This is a genomic window from Meiothermus granaticius NBRC 107808, from assembly GCF_003574355.1.
Lineage (GTDB): Bacteria > Deinococcota > Deinococci > Deinococcales > Thermaceae > Meiothermus > Meiothermus granaticius.
Genome location: NZ_QWLB01000019.1, coordinates 1 through 17,697 on the forward strand (window position 1 = coordinate 1; position 17,697 = coordinate 17,697).

The window sequence follows — 17,697 nt, forward strand, 5'->3', positions numbered from 1 at the left end:
TGCCCCGCACGCCATCTTCTTGACCATCTGCTCCAAGTGCTCACGTTCTTCGGCGCTCAGGTGTACCCTGCTGGTACTGGCTTGTTTCATGGAATTATTATGCCGGAATATTGGTTACCAGACCACTAGGGTAGGTTAAGCGGCGGACAGTTGTCGAGCTGCACCGCCTGAGGGGGGGCCGGGAGCAGCACCCGGTACTCCCCCGCACTCCCGGCGGTCTCGGTGGAGGCGGTCACCGGCCCGGCGGCGGTGTATACCAGGATGCGATCGGCGGCCCCATCAATCTTGAGGCGCACCTCGTGCGTGCTGGCCCCTACCTCCAGGATGTGGGCGGGGCAGCTGGCTAGGGTGGCCGGCTGGGATGGACGCGAGGTGGTCTGTGTGGGCTTCTGGAGGACCGGGGCCGAGCTGGCTGGGGTAGCCGGGGGATGGAACCAGAGCCAGGCGAAGTAGCCGGCGATGATAGCCAGCAGGGCCAGGCGCAGGGGGTTGAGGTGACGGTCATCGAGCATTGTCTTCATGGTAGCGCTCCTAGGGCCGCACGCACGGCTGAATGACCCCAGGTCGCATTAAAGCTGATGGTTGCCGTTAGAACGCGAAAACCGGGGCTTTTACCCCGGTTTTCTTCGTCCTGGACTTGGTGGCTATGGGCGGATTTGAACCGCCGACACCACGATTATGAGTCGTGTGCTCTAACCAACTGAGCTACATAGCCAGGCTCGGCAGAGGGCTTTGAAGCCCTACCACCGCCGTAGTGTAAAAGAGTTTAGCTCAGGGTTCAAGCCCAATCCCCCCTCGAGGTGCTCCCCTAGGGCGGGCAGGAGTATAGTTGGGAACAAGTCTCAAGGCATCTGCCTCCAGGAGGAGGAATATGGCAGAAGCAGCGGTGTTCAAGGACAAACCCCTGGTGCCCCCCACCCCCCGCCTTGCCCAGCAAGCCCCACTGAGCCCCCTCGAGGCCAGCCGCCTGATCGAGTCCGCGCGGCAGGACCCGGTTGCATATTGGGAGGGGATTGCCGAGGAGCTGTGGTGGGCCTCGAGCTGGAACCGCACCCTCGAGGGCACCCTGGGCAACTTTCGTTACTTTGCAGGAGGGCTAAGCAACGTCTCGGTGAACTGTGTGGATCGGCACCTGGCCCAGCACGCCAACAAGGTGGCGGTCTTCTACGAGCGTGAAGATGGGTTCCGCGAGGTTTGGACCTATCGGCAGCTCAGCGCCGAGGTCAACCGCTTTGCAGCCGCAATGCGAGCTATGGGCATCGCCAAGGGCGACCGGGTAGCGGTCTATCTGTCCAACATCCCCGAGGCTTTCGCTGTGATCCAGGCCTGCTACCGGATTGGAGCGATTTACAGCGTGAGCTTTGCGGGGTTCTCGGCGGAAGCGGTGCGGGACCGGCTCGAGGACTCCCAACCCCGCTTGGTGGTGGTTGCAGACGGGAGCTTACGCCGAGGCAAGGTGGTACCGCTCAAGGAGACCCTGGATCAAGCCGTACACGGCATTTCCTCGGTGGAAAAGGTAGTGGTCGTGCCCCGCTTGGGCCGCGAGGTACCGATGACCCCGGGCCGCGATGTGCTCTACCCTGAGTTCATCAAGGGGTTTGGGCCAGAGTTCCCCGCGGAGCCCCTCGAGGCCAACGAGCCCGGCTTTATCATCTACACCTCCGGCACCACCTCCAAGCCCAAAGGCCTGGTTCACTCAGGAATTGGCTTTCTTACCGGGGCTTATGCCAACGTTAAGTGGGCCCTGAACCTCCAGCCTCAAGATGTGTACTGGTGTACCGCCGACGTAGGCTGGCTGACCTTCCCCATCTTCGCCTTGGTGGGCGGGCTGGCCCACGGCGCCACCCTAGTGGCCTACGAGGGGGCGCCGGATATCCCCGACCCTGGGCGGTTCTACGAGATCTTGGGGCGTTACCAGGTGAATAAGGTGTTCACCGCCCCCACCCTGCTGCGCATGCTAAGGCGGGCTGGAGACCGCTGGATTGCGCACACCGAAAACCTCGAGCTGATCTCGCTGGTGGGTGAACCGCTGGACCCCGATACCTTCTACTGGACCAAGGACAAGCTGGGAGGGGGGCATATCTTTGTCAACAACACCTACGGCCAGACCGAGACCGGCACCGCTTGGGCCTCGGCGCTGGTGGGCCTGAGCCCTACCAAACCCGGTTCCTGCGGACCGGCCCTACCGGGCTACGTGCCGGAGATCGTGGATGAACAGGGCCTCCCGGTAGGACCCGGGGAACTGGGATACCTCACGCTCAAAGAGCCCTTCCCTTCGCTGGCCCGGACCATCTGGGGCAACCCCCAGCGCTACCTCGAGACCTACTTCAGCCGCTTTCCTGGGCGCTACTTTTCCGCGGATGCCGCGGCCTTTGACCAGGATGGACAGCTCTGGGTAACCAGCCGGGTAGACGACGTGATCAATGTGGCCGGACACCGCATCGGGACCATGGAGCTAGAAGCCGCCCTGACCAACCATCCCACCGTCAGCGAGGCCGCAGTGGTGGGAATCCCCGATCCGGTCAAGGGTACGGTCCCGCTGGCCTTCGTGATCTTGCGCTCCGGTCAGGAGAAATCGAGCCAGCTCGAGGCTGAGCTAGCGGAGCAGATTGCCCGGGCCGTGGGCAGCTACGCCAAGCCCCAGCGGGTCATCATCAGCTCAACCCTTCCCCGCACCCGCAGCGGCAAGATCATGCGCCGCTTGCTGCGCGACCTGATGACCGAGGGACAGATCCAAGGCGATGTGAGCGCGCTGGAAAACCCCGAGGCCATCGAGCACCTTCGGGCTGAGCTCGAGCCCCGGTAGCCCCCGATTCGGGCCCATAACCCCCAACCCCGGCCCCTTCCGGCTACAATCGTTCTGGGCATGAAAACCACCGATTACCTCATCATCGGCGGGGGAATTGTAGGGCTCACCATCGCCCTCGAGCTAAAAAAACGCCATCCCCAGGCCAAAATCAGTGTTCTGGAAAAGGAAAAGGAGCTGGCTCAACATGGCTCAGGGCGCAACTCGGGGGTACTCCACGCCGGGTTTTACTACACCGCCGACAGCCTCAAGGCCCGCTTCACCCGCGACGGCAATGCCCGCTGGAAGGCCTTTGTGCGCGAGCGCGGGCTTCGGCTCAACGAATGCGGCAAGCTGGTCGTGGCCAAGAACGAAGCGGAGGTCAAGGGGCTCCAGGAGCTCAAGCGGCGCGGTGATCTCAATGGGGTGGAGACCCATCTGATCTCCGTGCAGGAGGCCAAGGGGATCGAACCGAGGGTCAAAACCACCGAACTCGCGCTGTGGTCGCCCCACACCGCCACCGTAGACCCCCAGGAGTGCATGGCGGCCATAGCCCAGGAGTGTAGGGAGCAGGGGATTGACCTCCTGTTGAATAGCCCCTATCAAGGCCGCCGGGGAAGGAGCATCCTCACCCCTCATGAGGTGATCGAAGCGGGGTTCGTGATCAATGCGGCTGGGCTCCATGCCGACCAGGTGGCCCACGATTTCGGGGTGGGCCAGCGCTACCGCATCCTGCCCTTCAAAGGGCTCTACCTCTACAGCTCTGAGCCAGTAGGCGCCCTGCGCACCAACATCTATCCCGTCCCGGATCTGCGCAACACCTTTCTGGGGGTACATTTCACGGTTACCGTAAATGGCCACGCCAAGATCGGTCCTACCGCGATCCCGGCCTTCTGGCGCGAGAACTACAGCGGCCTTGAGGGCTTCGATCTGGCTGAAACCCTCTCGATCCTGCGCGACGAGGCGGTCCTGTTCTTCCGCAACGACTTCGGGTTTCGCGGCTTGGCCCTCGAGGAGCTGCGCAAATACTCCCGGGCCTACTTGGTCCAACTGGCCTCGGCCCTGCTCGAGGGGGTGCATCCGGAGCAGTACACCACCTGGGGCCGCCCCGGCATCCGGGCCCAGCTCTACGACCACCAGGACAAGAAGCTGGTCATGGACTTTTTGCTCGAGGGCAATCAGGAAGGGCTGCACGTGCTCAACGCCATCTCCCCAGCCTGGACGGCCTCCATGCCCTTCGCCGAATACGTGGTGGACAAGGCCGAAGCCCTGCAAGCGGGTCAGGCGCTGGCCTAGCGCTGTACCTCTAGCTCGAGCTTCGCGTTGCCCCGTTTGGTCTGGCCCAGCACCCGCCGAACCCGCAGGGTGCCCAGCCCCTCGGCCATCAGGGTGTCCCCCTCCGTCAACTCATCCTTGACCGAGGCGGTTTTCCCGCGCAGCCGGACCTTTCCGGCCTTGACCCCCTGGGCAAAGTAGGTGCGCGAAACCCCAAACCCCTTAGCCCCCACCACATCCACCCGCAAGCTCGGCACCACCACGCTGCGGGTACGTTCACGGGACTTAGGCCGCTCTTCCGGCAGGGCCTCGCGCACCTCGAGCCCAGCTTCTTGCAAAAGCTTGAGCCCCTTTGGGGTGGTCACCAGGAGAAACCCCTCAGCCATTTCCTCAAGATCCCCCATCGCGCCGGGCTCTAAGAGCGTGCGCAGGCGATCCTCGAGGGCCTCGAGGTCACCCTCGAAGCGGATGAAGGCCACCTTGGTCGGGTCGGAGACGGCGGGGATGTTCTGGGGAAAGAGCATCGCAACCTGGCGCTCGGCCATCGGCAATCCGCCGAAGCTTTCAAAGTGCAGCCCCTCCTCCTTAGCCCTGCGGCGCAGCTCGTCCAGGGCTTCCGCATCCAAAAAGGGGGTTTGCACCACCCGTCCCCCTCGAGCCCGGTTCAGGTATTCCTGCATGGGAACTATCGTCGTATGCCATGGCCCCTACGTCAACCCGGAGGCCCTCACCCTGCATTCCATAGCTCCGCGTAGAGCCCCTGGCGGTCCATCAGCTCGGCATGGGTGCCCGACTCCACCACCCGCCCGCCCTCCAGCACCACAATCCGGTCAGCGTGGCGCACCGTGGAGAGGCGGTGGGCCACCACCACCAGGGTGCGCCCAGCCCGAACCGCCTCGAGCGCAGCGATCACCTGGGCCTCGCTGTTGCGGTCGAGGGCGCTGGTGACCTCATCGAGCAGGAGCACCCGGGCCTCGCGCAACAGGGCCGCGGCTATAGCCAAACGCTGCCGCTGCCCGGTAGAAAACCCCCCACCGTCTTCCCCTACCCAGGTGGAAAGGCCAATTTCCCCGCTCAGCCCCACCCGCGCTAAGGCCTCTTGCATCGCGGCCTCACCCGCACCTGGGGCCAGCGCCCGCAGGTTTTCGGCCACCGGTCCTTCAAACAGCAAAGGCTCCTGGGGCACCCAAGCCACCTGGGTGCGCAGCCAGTCGGGGTCATAGGCGGAGAGCGGTTCCCCGTCCAGCACAACCTCTCCCCCCTGGGGGGAGTAAAGCCCCAGGAGCAAGCGCAGCAAGGTGCTCTTGCCCGAGCCCGAAGGCCCCACCAGTGCGGTAAAGGAACCCGGATCCAGGCTCAGGCTCACCCCTTGCAGCACCTCCTGGCCCCCGTAGGCAAAGCGCACCCGGCGCAGCTCGAGCCGCCCCTCGAGGGGGTCTTTTTTGAGCTGGCCGGAGGGATGGGCGCTGGGCAAGGCCAGCAGCTCCGCAACCCGCTGGGCCGCCCCTTCGCCCTGGGCATAAAGCACCCCGGCCCGGCTCAGGGTTTGGATCGGGGTGATGGCCAGGGCCAACAGGGTCAAAAAGGCGGTGAGGTCCCCGGTGGACATCGCCCCCCGCTGCACCTGCCCCACCCCCAAAAACAGCAAAAGCCCCAGCAGGAGCGCGGTCGAAAGCTGGCCCAAAGGCAGATTGAGGGCCCCCGACAAGGCCCTCGCCCGCCCCAAGCGATACCCAGCCCGGTTGGCTTCAGCAAAACGCGCCGCCGCGAAGGCCTCCAGCCGTAAGGCGCGGATCAGCTCGAGCCGCCCAAACCCCTCGGACATCCGGGCTGCCAGGCGCTCGAGGGCCGCCTGCGTTCGGCTGCTATACCCGGTCACCACCCTACCTATCCAGCCCAGGAGCAGCACCAGAGGCGGCAGGGCCAGCAGCAGGTAGACGGTCAGCTCGGTGTAGCGCAGCAGCAACTGCCCCAGCAGCACCAGCAGGGTAACCCCCTGGAAAAGCAGGGTTCCCAGGCCGTAGAAGACAAAGCTCTCGAGCTCGCGCACATCCGAGAGTACCCGCCCCGCCAACCCCCCCGCCGAGCGGGTCAGCGCCGCCAGATCGGCCCTGAGCAAGCGGTGAAACACCCGCTCCCGCAGGGTTGCCGGAACCCGTACCGAGAGGTAGCCCATGAAAGCCTCATGGGCATACCCCCCCAGCAGCAGCAAGAGCAGCAACCCGCCCCCGTTGCGCAGGATCTCCCCCAACTGCCCATACTGCCCCGCCAGGACTCGGTCAAACAGGGGTTTGACCACCACCCCCGGCAGCCAGGCCTGGGCCAGGGCCGGCAGCAGTGAAAGTCCCAGGGCCAGCGCGATCTGGGGCCAGAAAGGGCGGAGGAGGGCCAAAAGGGTCATGAGGGCTAACCAGGAAAGCAGGCGCGGGAACCATCCGCCTGCGCTTTGCAGGGCCAAGGGTCAAGAGGAGGCATTTTCCAGCACATACCTCACCAGATTATCCGCCCCTGGCTGGGCCTCGAGCCCACTCAGCCTGGCCCTAATCGCGGCTTGTTGGTCTGCCTGAAGCAGCTCCAGCGCAGCCTGGGCCACCCGCTCTGGGCCAAAAACCCCGCGCAACTCGGGGAAAACCCTCTCCCCCAACCACTGGTTGGGCAGGGCCAGGTAGGGAATCCTGGGCTCGAGGCGGCGCACAAACCCCTGCTTGAGGTAGCGCCCCCCAGGCAGCAGGAACAGCCAGTGCCAGAAGCCCTCGAGCGGGATCAGCTCGGGCTTGTGCAGGGGCAGCAGCACCACCGAGGGCAGCTGGGCCAGGGCCAGCTCGAGGGTGTTGGTACCGGGAATGGTCAGGGCGACCCTGGCCCGGCGCATGGCCGCGTAGCGTTGGGGTTCGTCCAGCACAGCAACCTCCAGACCGTTCGCGCTGTACAGCCGAGCCCCCTCGAGCCGCCCCCCCACCCCGCCCAGCTCTCGAGCCCAACGGCCTGAGACCGCCTCCTCGAGCACCGCTGGGGGGAGCAGCCCGCTCTTGAGCCAGGCAAACCTCAGCTCAGGGCGCACCGCCGCCATCTGCTCCGCCACCGCCAGCATAAACCCCAGCAGATACCGTGCCGCGAAGGGCCGGCTGCTGGGGAGCAACAGCACCAGGTTCCCGGCCAAATCCGGGGCTCCTTCATCGGCTTCTCCAATTGCGTCCACCACCAGGTTGCCCACCACCTGCACCCGGCCCGGCTCGGCGCCCCGGGCCACCGCCTGAGCCCGGGTACGCTCGGAGTCCACCAAAAATCCCCGCAGGCCCGGATGCCAGGCCTTGGGATCAAAGCTATAGGAAAAAGCCGGATAACCGGTGGCCCGGCCCAAACCCACGGCATCCCGGGGGGCTCCCCCCAGCATCAGCACCACCCCGCGCCGGGCCGAAGGGCCTCGAGCCATCCGCGCAAGCAGCCCGGTCCGACCGGAAACCGCATCCAGGCCTAAGGATCGGGCCCGTCGGCCCTCGGTGCCCGCCGCAAACTGATCCCGAATCAAAAACAGCTCGATCCTGGCCCCAGGAAGGGCCCCGCGCAGCCGTGAAAGCACCGGCGGCACCCAGGTTGAAAGCTCTCCGGGGCCGTTGGTGAGCAGCAGGAGTTCTTCGGGTTTGGACACCTTGGGCTACCCCTCGAGCCGAGCCTCAGCGCGCACAAACCCTGAAAGCTGGCGCTTGGAGGGGGCCTGGAGGAATTCCCGCAGCAGACGCAGCTCCTCGGTCTCGGGCAGCTCTTCCAGGCTTCTGCCCTCCCGCAGGCGACGGAACGCGGCCTCGAGCACCCGGTAGCGCTCGCCGTTGATTCCTGCCCGGCGTAACCCCACGGTGTTGAGCCGGTAATGGCGGGCGGGATTGCCGTCGGCCAGGGTGAAAGGAAGCACATCGCGGCTCACCTTGCTGGCCCCGCCCACCATGGCCCAGGCCCCTACCCGCACAAACTGATGCAACCCGGCCTGCCCCCCGATGATGGCATGAGGCCCCACCTGGCAGTGGCCAGAAAGCCCGACCCCTTGGGTGAGAATCACTCCGTCCCCCACCTGGCAGTCATGCCCTACGTGAACGTAGCCCATCAGGTAAGCCCCCGCGCCAATTCGGGTGGGCTGATCCAGCCGGGTGGCCCGGTGGGCGGTGACCCCCTCGCGCAGCACTGTGCCTGGGCCTACCTCGAGCCAGGTCTCCCCGCGCAGAACGAAGGTAAGCTGGGCCTCAGCCCGCAGCTCACCTTCCACTCTGGCCTCAACCTTGACCTTGCCAATGCCCCGGCGATAGTTGAGGAGCTCCCCTTCCAGAATGAGCGTATCCCCCGGCAGCACCGGCTTCTTGAAGCGGGCGTCCTCGACCCCGACCAAAAACACCAGCCCTCCCGGCTTGGCCTCGGGTTGCTTGACCACTACTGCCACCGCGGCCTGCGCCATGGCTTCCAGGATCAACACTCCAGGCATGATCGGGTATCCAGGGAAATGCCCCTGGAAATGGGGCTCGTTAACGGTGACGTTCTTGAGGGCTCGGAAGCGCTTCTCATCGGCCTCGAGCACCCGATCTATAAGCAGGAAAGGGTAGCGGTGAGGCAGAAACTTGAGGATCTCGTAGACATCCACGGCTCTATCTTACTGGCCCCAACCGGTCTTGCAGATTACCGTTTCAACCTGGGAGCGGTTTAGACTAAGCAGCATGGAGATTGCCTTTATCGGATTGGGCCGCATGGGCGGCAATATGGCGCGGCGCTTGATGCGCTCGGGGTTCCGGGTGGTGGGCTATGACCACAACCCCACCGCAGCCCAGGCTTTAGCCGCGGAGGGATTGGTGGCCGCCGCCAGTCTGTCCGAACTGGTGGGGCAGCTCTCAGCCCCGCGCACCGTCTGGCTGATGCTTCCAGCCGGTGAGATCACCGAAGCCACGCTGAACACGCTCAGCACCCTTCTGGCCCCAGGGGATCTGCTCATTGATGGCGGGAACGCCTATTACAAGGACTCCCAGCGCCGGGCGGCAGCCCTGGCGGAGAAGGGAATCCAGTTTGCCGATGTGGGGGTTTCGGGTGGGGTATGGGGCTTAGAGAATGGCTACGGGCTGATGTATGGCAGCCCGGAAGCCGTGGAGGGGCGGCTCGAGCCCCTCATGAAAGCCCTAGCCCCGGCTCCAGACAAGGGCTGGCTGCGGGCCGGGCCCGTAGGAGCCGGGCATTTCACCAAGATGGTGCACAACGGCATCGAGTACGGCATGATGCAGGCCCTGGCCGAGGGCTTGAACCTGATTCACCATAAACGAGACCTGAACGTGGACCTGGCCGCGCTCACCGAGGCCTGGCGCTACGGTACGGTGATCCGCAGTTGGCTCTTGGACCTCACCGCGCAGTACCTGGCCAGTGACCAGAGCCTAGAGCGCATTGCCCCGGTGGTGGAGGACTCTGGCGAGGGCCGCTGGACGGTGTTGGAGGCGATCGAGCTGGGGGTGCCGATCCCGGTGATCACCCAGTCGCTGTACACCCGTTTTGAGAGCCAAGACCCTGAGGACTACGATGAGCGCCTCCTGGCCATCATGCGCAAGATGTTCGGCGGTCACGCGGTAACCAAGCTCTAAATCCCAGACTCCAGGCCGATTTCGCCTTCCCTCCTTCGGAGACTTCCATGATTGATCTGGTCATCTTTGGCGCCACCGGCGACCTGGCCGCGCGCAAGCTCTTCCCGGCCCTCTATGAGCTCGAGGCCGCCCGCTACCTCCCCAGTGAGGTACGCATCCTGGGCGTAGGGCGCAAGCCCTGGAGCAACGAGGAGTTCATCCAGCACCTACGTCAAAGCCTGCAGGAGTTCCAGGAGCCCCTGGACGGTGAGGTGGCCGAGCGGCTGCTGGGGCGGGCCGCGTACCACTCCATGGAGTACACCCCTGAGGGCTTTCGCTCCCTGGCCGAAGCCAGCGCGGACTCGAGCCTGTTTTACCTCTCCTTGCCCCCGGACGCCTTTCCCACCATTGGGGTTGGGCTAGGGCAGGCCGGTCTCTCCGAGCAAACGCGTGGGTTCCGCCGCCTGATCGTGGAAAAACCCTTCGGCGAGGACCTGCAGAGCGCGCTGAGCTTGCAGAAAACCCTCACCCAGTACTGGGATGAAAGCCAAATCCTGCGGATTGACCACTTCTTGGGTAAAGAGGCCGTGCAAAACATCTTGGTCTTCCGCTTTGCCAACAGCTGGCTCGAGCCCCTATGGAATGCCCGCTACATCGCTCAGGTGCAGATTACCGCCGCGGAGAGCATCGGCATCGAGGGGCGGGGGGCTTTCTATGACAAGGTGGGGGCGCTGCGGGACATGATGCAAAACCACATGATGCAGCTCCTGACCCTCTCGGCCCTGGAGCCCCCTCCCCGCTTTGAGGCCGATTTGCTGAGCAACGAAAAGGTCAAGGCCCTGCGCTCGGCCCGGCCTTTGAGCCCAGAGGATATCGTGCGCGGGCAGTACCAGGGCTACCGCGAGGAAGCCGGAAACCCCCAGAGCCACACCGAAACCTTTGCCGCGCTGCGGCTCTATCTGGATAACTGGCGTTGGAAAGGGGTGCCCTTTTACCTGCGCACGGGCAAGGCCCTGAGCCGCAAAAACACCACCATCGCCCTACAGTTTCGTGACCCCCCCACCCAGCTCTTCGCCGACAGCAGCATAGACCCAGGCTCGGGCTGGGTGGAGCTCGAGCTGCAGCCCAAGGAGGCCATGCACCTGGAGGTCCAGGTCAAAACCCCCGGCCTCCAGTTTGCCAGCCGCCCGGTCACCCTCACCACCCCTACCGGCAACGGCAACCGGCTCGAGCTCTCGGCGTATGCCACCCTGATGCTCGACGCCCTGAAGGGCGAGCGCAGCTTGTTCATCCGCTTCGATGAGGTGGAGTATGCCTGGCGCCTGCTCGAGCCGGTGCTGCACACCCCCTGCCCCACCGAGACCTATTCGGTGGGCTCAGAAGGCCCCGGCGGGCAGCACTATCTGATGGAACCCCACCACCGTTGGCGGCCCTTATGAACCCCACCCTCCAGACTTTCCCCACCCCTCAGGCGGCTTCTGAAGCCTTGGCCGCCCTTCTGGCGGAGCGGTTATCGGCGGGCGGGCGGGCCGTGCTCAGCGGAGGAAACACCCCCCTTGCGGCCTACAGGCTGTGGGGGCAGCGCGATATCCTCTGGAACCGCGTCCAGCTCATGGCCTCCGATGAGCGCTGCTTGCCTGCGGATCATCCCGAGCGCAACGACAACAGCATCCCCGCCGCGATCGGCCCCCGCCGGTACACCTACCACCGCTTCCCCGCCGAGCGGGGCCCAGAAGCCGCGGCCTCGGCCATGGAGCCGGTGGTGGCTGGGTTGCTGCCCTTCGACCTGGTGGTGCTGGGACTGGGGGAGGACGGGCATACCGCCAGCCTGTTCCCAGGCCAGCCGCTCGAGACCTCAGCCCTGGTCGTCCCGGTGCACAATGCCCCCAAACCGCCACCGGAGCGGGTCTCGCTCTCGGTCAGGGCCCTCTCTCAAACCCAACTGGTGGTCTACTTCGTGACCGGCGAGGGCAAGCGCGGGGCGCTGAAGCGGTTCTTGGGCGGTGAAAACCTTCCCCCCCAGCACATCCGCGCCCCCGAGGTCTGGGTGCTGTGTGATCGTGCCGCCTATCCCGCTCAATGAGCTTTGACCGGTTCAAGGCTTCAAACAATGTTGCGCTCCAGCACCGCCTGCCGCTGGAGGAAGCGCTCGTAGCGCAGGGGGCCAATCTCGAGGCTTCTGGCCCTGCCATCGGCGATTTCCTCAGCCATCAACACCCCCACCATCGCAGCCTGCTGGACCCCATGCCCGGAAAAGCCACAGGCATTGGCCCAGCCCTCAACCCCCGGCATCCACCCCAGAATGGGGTTGTGGTCAGGGGTTACCTCGTAGTAGCCCCACCACGAGGCCTTGCGGTCGAGGGCGGCCTGCTCCAACCAGGGAAAGCGGGCCAGGCCCACCTCGAGGGTAGGCTCGAGCCAGTCCCAGTCCATGCCCTCCACAAACCCCTCATCGGCGGGATTGCTTCGCCCAAAGATCAGGCGCGCTCCCTCCGAGCGGAACCAAAACCCACTGTCCAGGTCTATCGTCAACGGATAACGGTGGGGCCAGGGCAACGGCCCGGTGGCATAGACCATCCGCCGTGCCGGCTGCACCGGGATCTCCAGCCCAGCCCTCCGCCCCACCTCTCCGGCCCAAGCTCCTGCGGCGTTCAGCACGCAACCCGCCGAGAAGCCGCCCCGGCTGGTCTCGAGCCGCCAGCCTCCGCTGAGGGCCCTGGCCTGCAGAAGCTCGGTCTCGAGGTGCAGGTGGGCCCCCAGTTCCCGGGCCCGCCGCAGATATCCCAGGGTGATGCCGTGGGGGTCCACGACGCCATCGGCAGGCCCATAGGTGGCTCCGGCCAATCCGTCAGGGACAAACTCCACCACGCGCTGGGCCGCTTCTAGGGGCAAAACCTCGACCGGTACCCCCAGGTCGCGCTGCAGGGCCACGCTCTTCCGGTGAGCAGGCCATTCCGCCACCGGAACCAACAGCAGATACCCCAACTGGGTATAAGCGGCCTCGGGCATCTCCCGGTAGGCCTGAATGCTCTTCCAGGACAACAAGATATTGGTGGCCTGGCTGAACTGCACCCGTACCCCTGCTGCGCTGCGTCCGGTAGAGCCCCCTGCCGGGATGGGGGCGGCCTCGAGGATCCGCACCGACAGCCCCCGCTCGGCCAAGCGGTAGGCGCAGGAAGCCCCCACAATTCCAGCCCCAATCACAACCACATCAGCGGTAGGTTCCGACACGCTGCTAGCATACCTGGCCTGGGGGGAAATGTCGTTCCCCAGGCTCGAGGCAAACCCCAAGAAACCTTTAGGCTCACCTCAAGCGGGGTTCCAAAACCAAGGCTAGCCTAGGGACATGACCCTGCGCGCAGTGCTCCTCTTTTTGCTGCTCCTGACCTGCCCCTTAGGGCTCGCGCAAAAGGCCGGCAGCGATCCCATGGTAGAGGTGATCCTCGAGTTCGGGGGGCCGGCCCTGCCCAAAGGCCAGGCCCGCCAAGAGCTCATCCGTACCCTACAGAGCCATTTGGGCAAAATGAGGCTCAAGCTCAAGGTTCAGGCCAAAGAGGGCTTCTGGTCTAGCCAGAGCCTCCTGGTGCGGCTTCCCCAGTCTCAGGTAGGCGCATTGGTCAATCTGCCTGGGGTGGTGCGGGTTTATCCCAACCGGCCGGTCAAGCTGGTGCGTGGGGTGGCCAATGCCCTAGCAGTGCCCAGCGATCAGGGCAGCAACTGGGCTTTGGAGGCCATCGGGGCCCAAACCCTGTGGGCCGCTGGGCTGAAGGGGCAAGGCATCCGCATCGGCCATCTGGATACGGGGGTGGATGCCTCCCACCCCGCCCTTAGGGGCAAGGTGGCCGCTTTTGCCGCGATTGACGCCGATGGCACAGCCCATCCAGGCCAGCCCTACGACTCGGCCCAACACGGCACCTATACCGCCGGATTGCTGGTGGGGGACCAGGTGGGGGTGGCTCCCGAGGCCAAGGTCGTCTCGGCGCTGGTGCTTCCCGAGGGGAACGGAACCCTGGCCCAGGTGTTGGGCGGGCTGGACTGGGTATTGGAGCAAAACGTCAACATCGTTTCGATGTCGCTGGGGATGGAGGGCAACTGGAATGAGTTTGCCCCGGTGATCGAGCGGATGAAGCAGCTAGGGGTGCTGCCGGTGTTCGCCATCGGCAACAGCGGCTCCACTACCACCTCGCCGGGCAACCTCCCTGGGGTGCTGGGAATTGGGGCGGTAGATCAGACCAACCAACTCGCCCCCTTCAGCAGCCGAGGGGAGGTGCGCTGGGGCGACCCTTACAACCAGGTGGTGCAGAAGCCAGATCTGGTAGCCCCTGGGGTGAGCGTGGTGTCCACCATTCCTGGGGGGCGCTACCTGGCCATGAGCGGCACCTCGAGCAGCACCGCCTTGGTGGCAGGAAGCGCCGCGCTCTTGATGTCGGGCGGGGCCAGGGCCGATGCGGTGAAAAATGCCCTGTTGAGCACCGCGCTGCCCCTCCAGAGCGGAAGCGGCAAGGGCCTCATCCACCTGAGTCAGGCTTGGGCGGCTTTGGGGGGAACCCCGGTACAGCAAGCTCAGCCTCTCCCCAGCCCCAGCAACCTACAGGCCAAGGTTCAGGAGGGCAAGATCATCCTCAGTTGGGATCCGGTGCCTGGGGCTACCGGCTACCAGGTGCGGGAGCTGAGCTCGAGCGGGCCGCAGTGGGTTCAGGCTCCGCCCTTTGTGGATACCGACCTGAAGCGGGGGAGTCCCTACCGCTACGAGGTCAAAGCCCTCAAGGGCAACCAGAGCAGCCCCGGCAGCGAGGTGCTGGTGGTGAACTTCTCGGCCAAGGGGCAGCCCACCCCGCCCCCTCCAAGCCGCAAGTCGGCGCTCCTGGTGGTGGAGACCGACGGCTTGGACGGCGGCAAAGCGGCTCTGGAAGCCCTGGGCTGGAAGCCGGAGGTGCTGAAGATCAGGCCCTCTCAGCGGCCCGGCCTGGACACCCTCAAAAACTACCCCGTGGTGGTTTGGGTGCTGGGGAAAGACTGGGCCCAAAACTGGCCGGATCCCCTCCGGCTGATGCTGCGCGGCTGGGTGCAGTCCGGGGGCCGCCTGCTCTTGATCAGCCAGGAGGATAAGAAATCGCCCATCTCCGAGATCACCCGCTACGGCAGCGGGCAGGCGGTCTTCCTCAGCGGTGAGCTAACCCGACTTTCCCTAGAGGAACGAGCCGGCATCTACCAAAAGGTTCTCGGCGACCTATTGCCCTGAAGGCTCCCAGCGCAGCTTGGGCTTGCGGTTGGCCTGAAGCTCGTCCAAGCGGCGTACCGGGGTGGTGTAAGGGGCCCCCTCGAGCCACTCCTTACCTCGGCGCACCACCTCCCCCAAGGCCTGGGCAAAGGCCTCGAGGGTCTCCCGGGTCTCGGTCTCGGTGGGCTCCACCATCAGGGCCTCCTTGACGATGAGCGGGAAGTACACCGTGGGGGGGTGGAATCCTAGCTCCAAGAGACCTTTGGCGATGTCCACGGTTTTGAAGCCCTCAGGCGGCTGCGCCACAAACTCGTGCATGCAAAGCCGGTCATAGGGAATGCGGTACCCCTGCTCTTTGAGCAGCTCCTTGAGGTAGTTGGCGTTAAGTACAGCCAGGGCCGCGCTCCTTTGAATCCCCTCCCGGCCCAGCATCCGAATGTAGACATACGCCCGAACCAAAGCCCCAAAGTTGCCATAGAAGCTCTTGACCTGACCGATGCTCTGCGGGCGGTCATAGTCTAGGGCAAACCCCTCCCCTCGCCGAACCACCTGGGGGGAGGGCAGAAAGGGCTCGAGGTGGGCTTTAACCCCCACCGGGCCGCTGCCCGGCCCCCCTCCGCCATGGGGCACGGTAAAGGTCTTGTGCAGGTTGAGGTGCACCACGTCAAAGCCCATATCCCCAGGCCGGGCCACCCCCATGATGGCGTTGAGGTTGGCCCCGTCGTAGTACATCTGCGCCCCTACCGCGTGGGCCGCCTCGGCGATGGCGCGAATCTGATGTTCAAAGAGCCCCAGGGTGTTGGGGTTGGTGAGCATGATCGCGGCCACATGTGGGCCGAGCGCGCGTCGTAGGGCCTCCAGGTCCACCTCGCCGTCCGGGCCCGAGGGGATCTCCTGCACGGTATAGCCAGCCATGCTGGCGGTGGCTGGGTTGGAGCCGTGGGCCGAGTCCGGGACCAACACCACCCGGCGCTGGTCGTGCTCCCCGCGCGAGGCGTGGTAGGCCCGGATGGTCAGGATACCGGTGAGTTCGCCGTGGGCCCCAGCGGCGGGCTGAAGGGTGGTGGCTTCCATCCCGGTAATCTCGGAAAGATCTGCCTGCAGCTCGTACATCAGCTGTAAGGCACCCTGGGCGGTCTCCGGGGCCTGATAGGGGTGCAGATCGGCAAAAAGGGCCACCGCCGCCTCGTGCACCTTGGGATTGTATTTCATGGTGCACGATCCCAGCGGATAGAAGGTCACGTCAATTCCGATCTGGCGGCGCGAGAGGCCGGTGTAGTGGCGCACCAGGGTCAGCTCATCCACCTCAGGCAGCCGGGGGGGCTCCGGGCGCAGATTCTCGGCCCCCAGCAGGGCGGTTAGGTCGGCCTGGGGAACCGCGGGGGGCCGCACCCCCCGCCGCCCCGGAACGCTCTTCTCGAAAATTAGGGGGGACTCGAGCCGGGTTTCCTTTTTCTCGGCAATCATGCCAGCACCTCGCGTAGGGCGGCCTCGAGAGCGGCCAGATCTTCTTCGGTGTGAACCTCGGTAGCGGCGAAAAGGGCCAGGTTCTGGCCGTATTCCTCGGGAACCGGTACCGCAGCATGCAAGCCCCGCTCGGCCAGGCGCGAGCGCACCTCCACCGGAGGCTTGGGCAGCTCGAGGACGAACTCGCAAAAGTAGGGCTCAGGGGTGAGCTGCCGAACCCCCGGAATGGCCCGCAGGCGCTGGGCCAGGTCATGGGCGTTCAGGACCGAGCGGGTAGCCACCTCCCGAAAGCCCTGGGGCCCCAAGGCCCCCAAGTACACCGCGCCCATCAGGGCGGTGAGCTGGGCATTGGTGGTGATGTTGGACTTGGCCTTGCCCCGCCGAATGTACTGCTCACGGGCCTGCAGGGTCAGGATATACCCTCGTTTGCCGTCAGCATCGGTGGTCTCGGAGACCAGCCGCCCCGGAAGCTGGCGCACCAGGTTTTCCCGGACCGCCATAAAGCCAAACTGCGGCCCGCCAAAGGCCATGGCATTGCCCAAGGGCTGGCCCTCCCCTACGGCAATATCGGCCCCGTAGCTCCCAGGGGGCTTGAGCAGGGCCAGCGAGAGCGCATCCACCACTGCGACAAACAGCGCCCCCGCCGCATGAGCGGCCTCGGCCAAGGGGGCCAGGTTTTCAACCGTACCCAGGAAGTTGGGGTTCGCCCCCACCACCGCCCCCACCTCTGGGCCAATCATCGCCGGTGGGGTTTTACCCGATTGCAGCGGAAGGGTCTCGAGCTCCGCCCCAATCGCATCCAGGTAGGTCTTGAGGACCTTACGGTACTCCGGATGCACCCCCTGCGAGATGAGCACCTGGCTGCGCCCCGTCTCACGCAGGGCCAACAGCACCCCTTCGGCCACGGCGGTCGAGCCGTCGTACAACGAGGCATTGGAGACCGGCAGGCCGGTCAGCTCGGAGATCATGGTCTGGTATTCAAAGATGGCCTGGAGCAGGCCCTGGCTGGCCTCGGGCTGGTAGGGGGTATAGGCCGAGAGAAACTCCGCTCGAGTGGCCAGCGGCCCTACCGCAGCGGGAATGTAGTGCGCCCGCAGCCCACCCCCCAAGAAGCTCCCCGCGGCCGAGTGGTTTTTGGCCGCCAGTTCATGCAGCTTGCGCATCATCTCGGCTTCGGAAAGGGGGGCCGGTAGGTTGAGGGGGGGAAACAGCAGGTCTTGGGGCAGCTCGCGGAAAAGATCAGGCAGATCCTCTGCCCCAACCTTGGCCAGCATGGCCTCGAGGTCTTGGGGGGTGTGGGGGGTGTAGTCCATAGGTGCTCTCATAGTCTAGCCCTGAAGGGCCAGAGCGAACCGTAAGCAGGC

At 65.2% G+C, this 17,697-nt stretch carries 14 protein-coding genes, 1 tRNA gene and 1 pseudogene; 6 read left to right on the top strand and 10 right to left on the bottom strand.

Annotated elements, in window-relative coordinates; translation table 11 throughout:
- Positions 1–125: 125 nt before the first annotated feature.
- Together Mgrana_RS07990 and Mgrana_RS07995 are read right to left on the bottom strand one after the other, a co-directional pair.
- Positions 126–521 (bottom strand): hypothetical protein, encoded by a 396-nt coding sequence (locus Mgrana_RS07990; RefSeq protein WP_186813116.1) that lies wholly within the window; start codon positions 519–521, stop codon positions 126–128.
- 117 nt (positions 522–638) lie between these two features.
- A tRNA-Met gene (locus Mgrana_RS07995) sits at positions 639–715 on the bottom strand.
- Between the two features lie 156 nt (positions 716–871).
- Here Mgrana_RS07995 and Mgrana_RS08000 point away from each other — a divergent pair.
- A complete protein-coding gene (locus tag Mgrana_RS08000) occupies positions 872–2,806 on the top strand; it encodes an acetate--CoA ligase (protein ID WP_119357087.1) in 1,935 nt (644 codons plus the stop codon).
- Positions 2,807–2,866: 60 nt separating this feature from the next.
- Positions 2,867–4,081 carry an L-2-hydroxyglutarate oxidase gene (gene lhgO / locus Mgrana_RS08005; RefSeq protein ID WP_119357088.1) on the top strand — a complete coding sequence of 405 codons (1,215 nt, stop codon included), beginning with the start codon at positions 2,867–2,869 and terminating at the stop codon, positions 4,079–4,081.
- On the opposite strand, the gene Mgrana_RS08010 is transcribed toward lhgO, so the two are convergent.
- The 5 genes and pseudogenes from Mgrana_RS08010 to fabZ all read right to left on the bottom strand — a co-directional run.
- A complete protein-coding gene (locus Mgrana_RS08010; RefSeq protein WP_119357089.1) occupies positions 4,078–4,740 on the bottom strand; it encodes an RNA-binding protein in 663 nt (220 codons plus the stop codon). The two genes, lhgO and Mgrana_RS08010, sit on opposite strands and share 4 nt — an antisense overlap.
- A gap of 47 nt (positions 4,741–4,787) precedes the next feature.
- Complete coding sequence (locus tag Mgrana_RS08015) at positions 4,788–6,461, bottom strand: ABC transporter ATP-binding protein (RefSeq protein ID WP_119357090.1); 1,674 nt, start codon at positions 6,459–6,461, stop codon at positions 4,788–4,790.
- 60 nt (positions 6,462–6,521) lie between these two features.
- Entirely contained in the window at positions 6,522–7,709 is a 1,188-nt protein-coding gene (locus Mgrana_RS08020; protein WP_119357091.1) for a glycosyltransferase family protein, read from the bottom strand.
- 6 nt (positions 7,710–7,715) lie between these two features.
- Complete coding sequence (locus tag Mgrana_RS08025; RefSeq protein WP_276309158.1) at positions 7,716–8,237, bottom strand: acyl-ACP--UDP-N-acetylglucosamine O-acyltransferase family protein; 522 nt, start codon at positions 8,235–8,237, stop codon at positions 7,716–7,718.
- A gap of 30 nt (positions 8,238–8,267) precedes the next feature.
- Positions 8,268–8,687: pseudogene (gene fabZ / locus Mgrana_RS17075) on the bottom strand (3-hydroxyacyl-ACP dehydratase FabZ); the annotation flags it as partial.
- Between the two features lie 28 nt (positions 8,688–8,715).
- On the opposite strand from fabZ, the gene gnd reads away from it, so the two are divergent.
- The 3 genes from gnd to Mgrana_RS08040 are packed head-to-tail and all read left to right on the top strand — an operon-like array spanning position 8,716 to position 11,728.
- Positions 8,716–9,666, top strand: a complete 951-nt coding sequence (gene gnd, locus Mgrana_RS08030) for a phosphogluconate dehydrogenase (NAD(+)-dependent, decarboxylating) (protein ID WP_276309157.1) — start codon at positions 8,716–8,718, stop codon at positions 9,664–9,666.
- Positions 9,667–9,713: 47 nt separating this feature from the next.
- Positions 9,714–11,084 (top strand): glucose-6-phosphate dehydrogenase, encoded by a 1,371-nt coding sequence (zwf, locus tag Mgrana_RS08035; RefSeq protein WP_119357094.1) that lies wholly within the window; start codon positions 9,714–9,716, stop codon positions 11,082–11,084.
- Positions 11,081–11,728 (top strand): 6-phosphogluconolactonase, encoded by a 648-nt coding sequence (locus tag Mgrana_RS08040; RefSeq protein ID WP_119357095.1) that lies wholly within the window; start codon positions 11,081–11,083, stop codon positions 11,726–11,728. The genes zwf and Mgrana_RS08040 overlap by 4 nt, the downstream gene beginning before the upstream one ends.
- A gap of 20 nt (positions 11,729–11,748) precedes the next feature.
- On the opposite strand, the gene Mgrana_RS08045 is transcribed toward Mgrana_RS08040, so the two are convergent.
- Positions 11,749–12,876 carry an NAD(P)/FAD-dependent oxidoreductase gene (locus Mgrana_RS08045; RefSeq protein WP_170146430.1) on the bottom strand — a complete coding sequence of 376 codons (1,128 nt, stop codon included), beginning with the start codon at positions 12,874–12,876 and terminating at the stop codon, positions 11,749–11,751.
- A gap of 115 nt (positions 12,877–12,991) precedes the next feature.
- Between Mgrana_RS08045 and Mgrana_RS08050 the strand changes: the two genes are divergently transcribed.
- Positions 12,992–14,887: a S8 family peptidase gene (locus Mgrana_RS08050; protein ID WP_119357096.1), complete on the top strand. Its 1,896-nt coding sequence runs from the start codon at positions 12,992–12,994 to the stop codon at positions 14,885–14,887.
- Here Mgrana_RS08050 and gcvPB read toward each other — a convergent pair.
- Positions 14,876–16,333 (bottom strand): aminomethyl-transferring glycine dehydrogenase subunit GcvPB, encoded by a 1,458-nt coding sequence (gene gcvPB / locus Mgrana_RS08055; protein WP_119357097.1) that lies wholly within the window; start codon positions 16,331–16,333, stop codon positions 14,876–14,878. The genes Mgrana_RS08050 and gcvPB overlap by 12 nt on opposite strands.
- The gene (gene gcvPA, locus Mgrana_RS08060) at positions 16,330–17,646 is read right to left on the bottom strand and encodes an aminomethyl-transferring glycine dehydrogenase subunit GcvPA (RefSeq protein ID WP_119357098.1); all 1,317 of its coding nucleotides are present in this window, start codon (positions 17,644–17,646) and stop codon (positions 16,330–16,332) included. The genes gcvPB and gcvPA overlap by 4 nt, the downstream gene beginning before the upstream one ends.
- Between the last annotated feature and the right edge of the window lie 51 nt (positions 17,647–17,697).

Excerpts from the sequence above, each read along its gene's own strand:
- Mgrana_RS07990 (WP_186813116.1), bottom strand. The coding sequence starts at position 521 with ATGAAGACAATGCTCGATGACCGTCACCTCAACCCCCTGCGCCTGGCC.
- Mgrana_RS08000 (WP_119357087.1), top strand. The coding sequence starts at position 872 with ATGGCAGAAGCAGCGGTGTTCAAGGACAAACCCCTGGTGCCCCCCACC.
- lhgO (WP_119357088.1), top strand. The coding sequence starts at position 2,867 with ATGAAAACCACCGATTACCTCATCATCGGCGGGGGAATTGTAGGGCTC.
- Mgrana_RS08010 (WP_119357089.1), bottom strand. The coding sequence starts at position 4,740 with ATGCAGGAATACCTGAACCGGGCTCGAGGGGGACGGGTGGTGCAAACC.
- Mgrana_RS08015 (WP_119357090.1), bottom strand. The coding sequence starts at position 6,461 with ATGACCCTTTTGGCCCTCCTCCGCCCTTTCTGGCCCCAGATCGCGCTG.
- zwf (WP_119357094.1), top strand. The coding sequence starts at position 9,714 with ATGATTGATCTGGTCATCTTTGGCGCCACCGGCGACCTGGCCGCGCGC.
- Mgrana_RS08040 (WP_119357095.1), top strand. The coding sequence starts at position 11,081 with ATGAACCCCACCCTCCAGACTTTCCCCACCCCTCAGGCGGCTTCTGAA.
- Mgrana_RS08050 (WP_119357096.1), top strand. The coding sequence starts at position 12,992 with ATGACCCTGCGCGCAGTGCTCCTCTTTTTGCTGCTCCTGACCTGCCCC.
- gcvPB (WP_119357097.1), bottom strand. The coding sequence starts at position 16,333 with ATGATTGCCGAGAAAAAGGAAACCCGGCTCGAGTCCCCCCTAATTTTC.
- gcvPA (WP_119357098.1), bottom strand. The coding sequence starts at position 17,646 with ATGGACTACACCCCCCACACCCCCCAAGACCTCGAGGCCATGCTGGCC.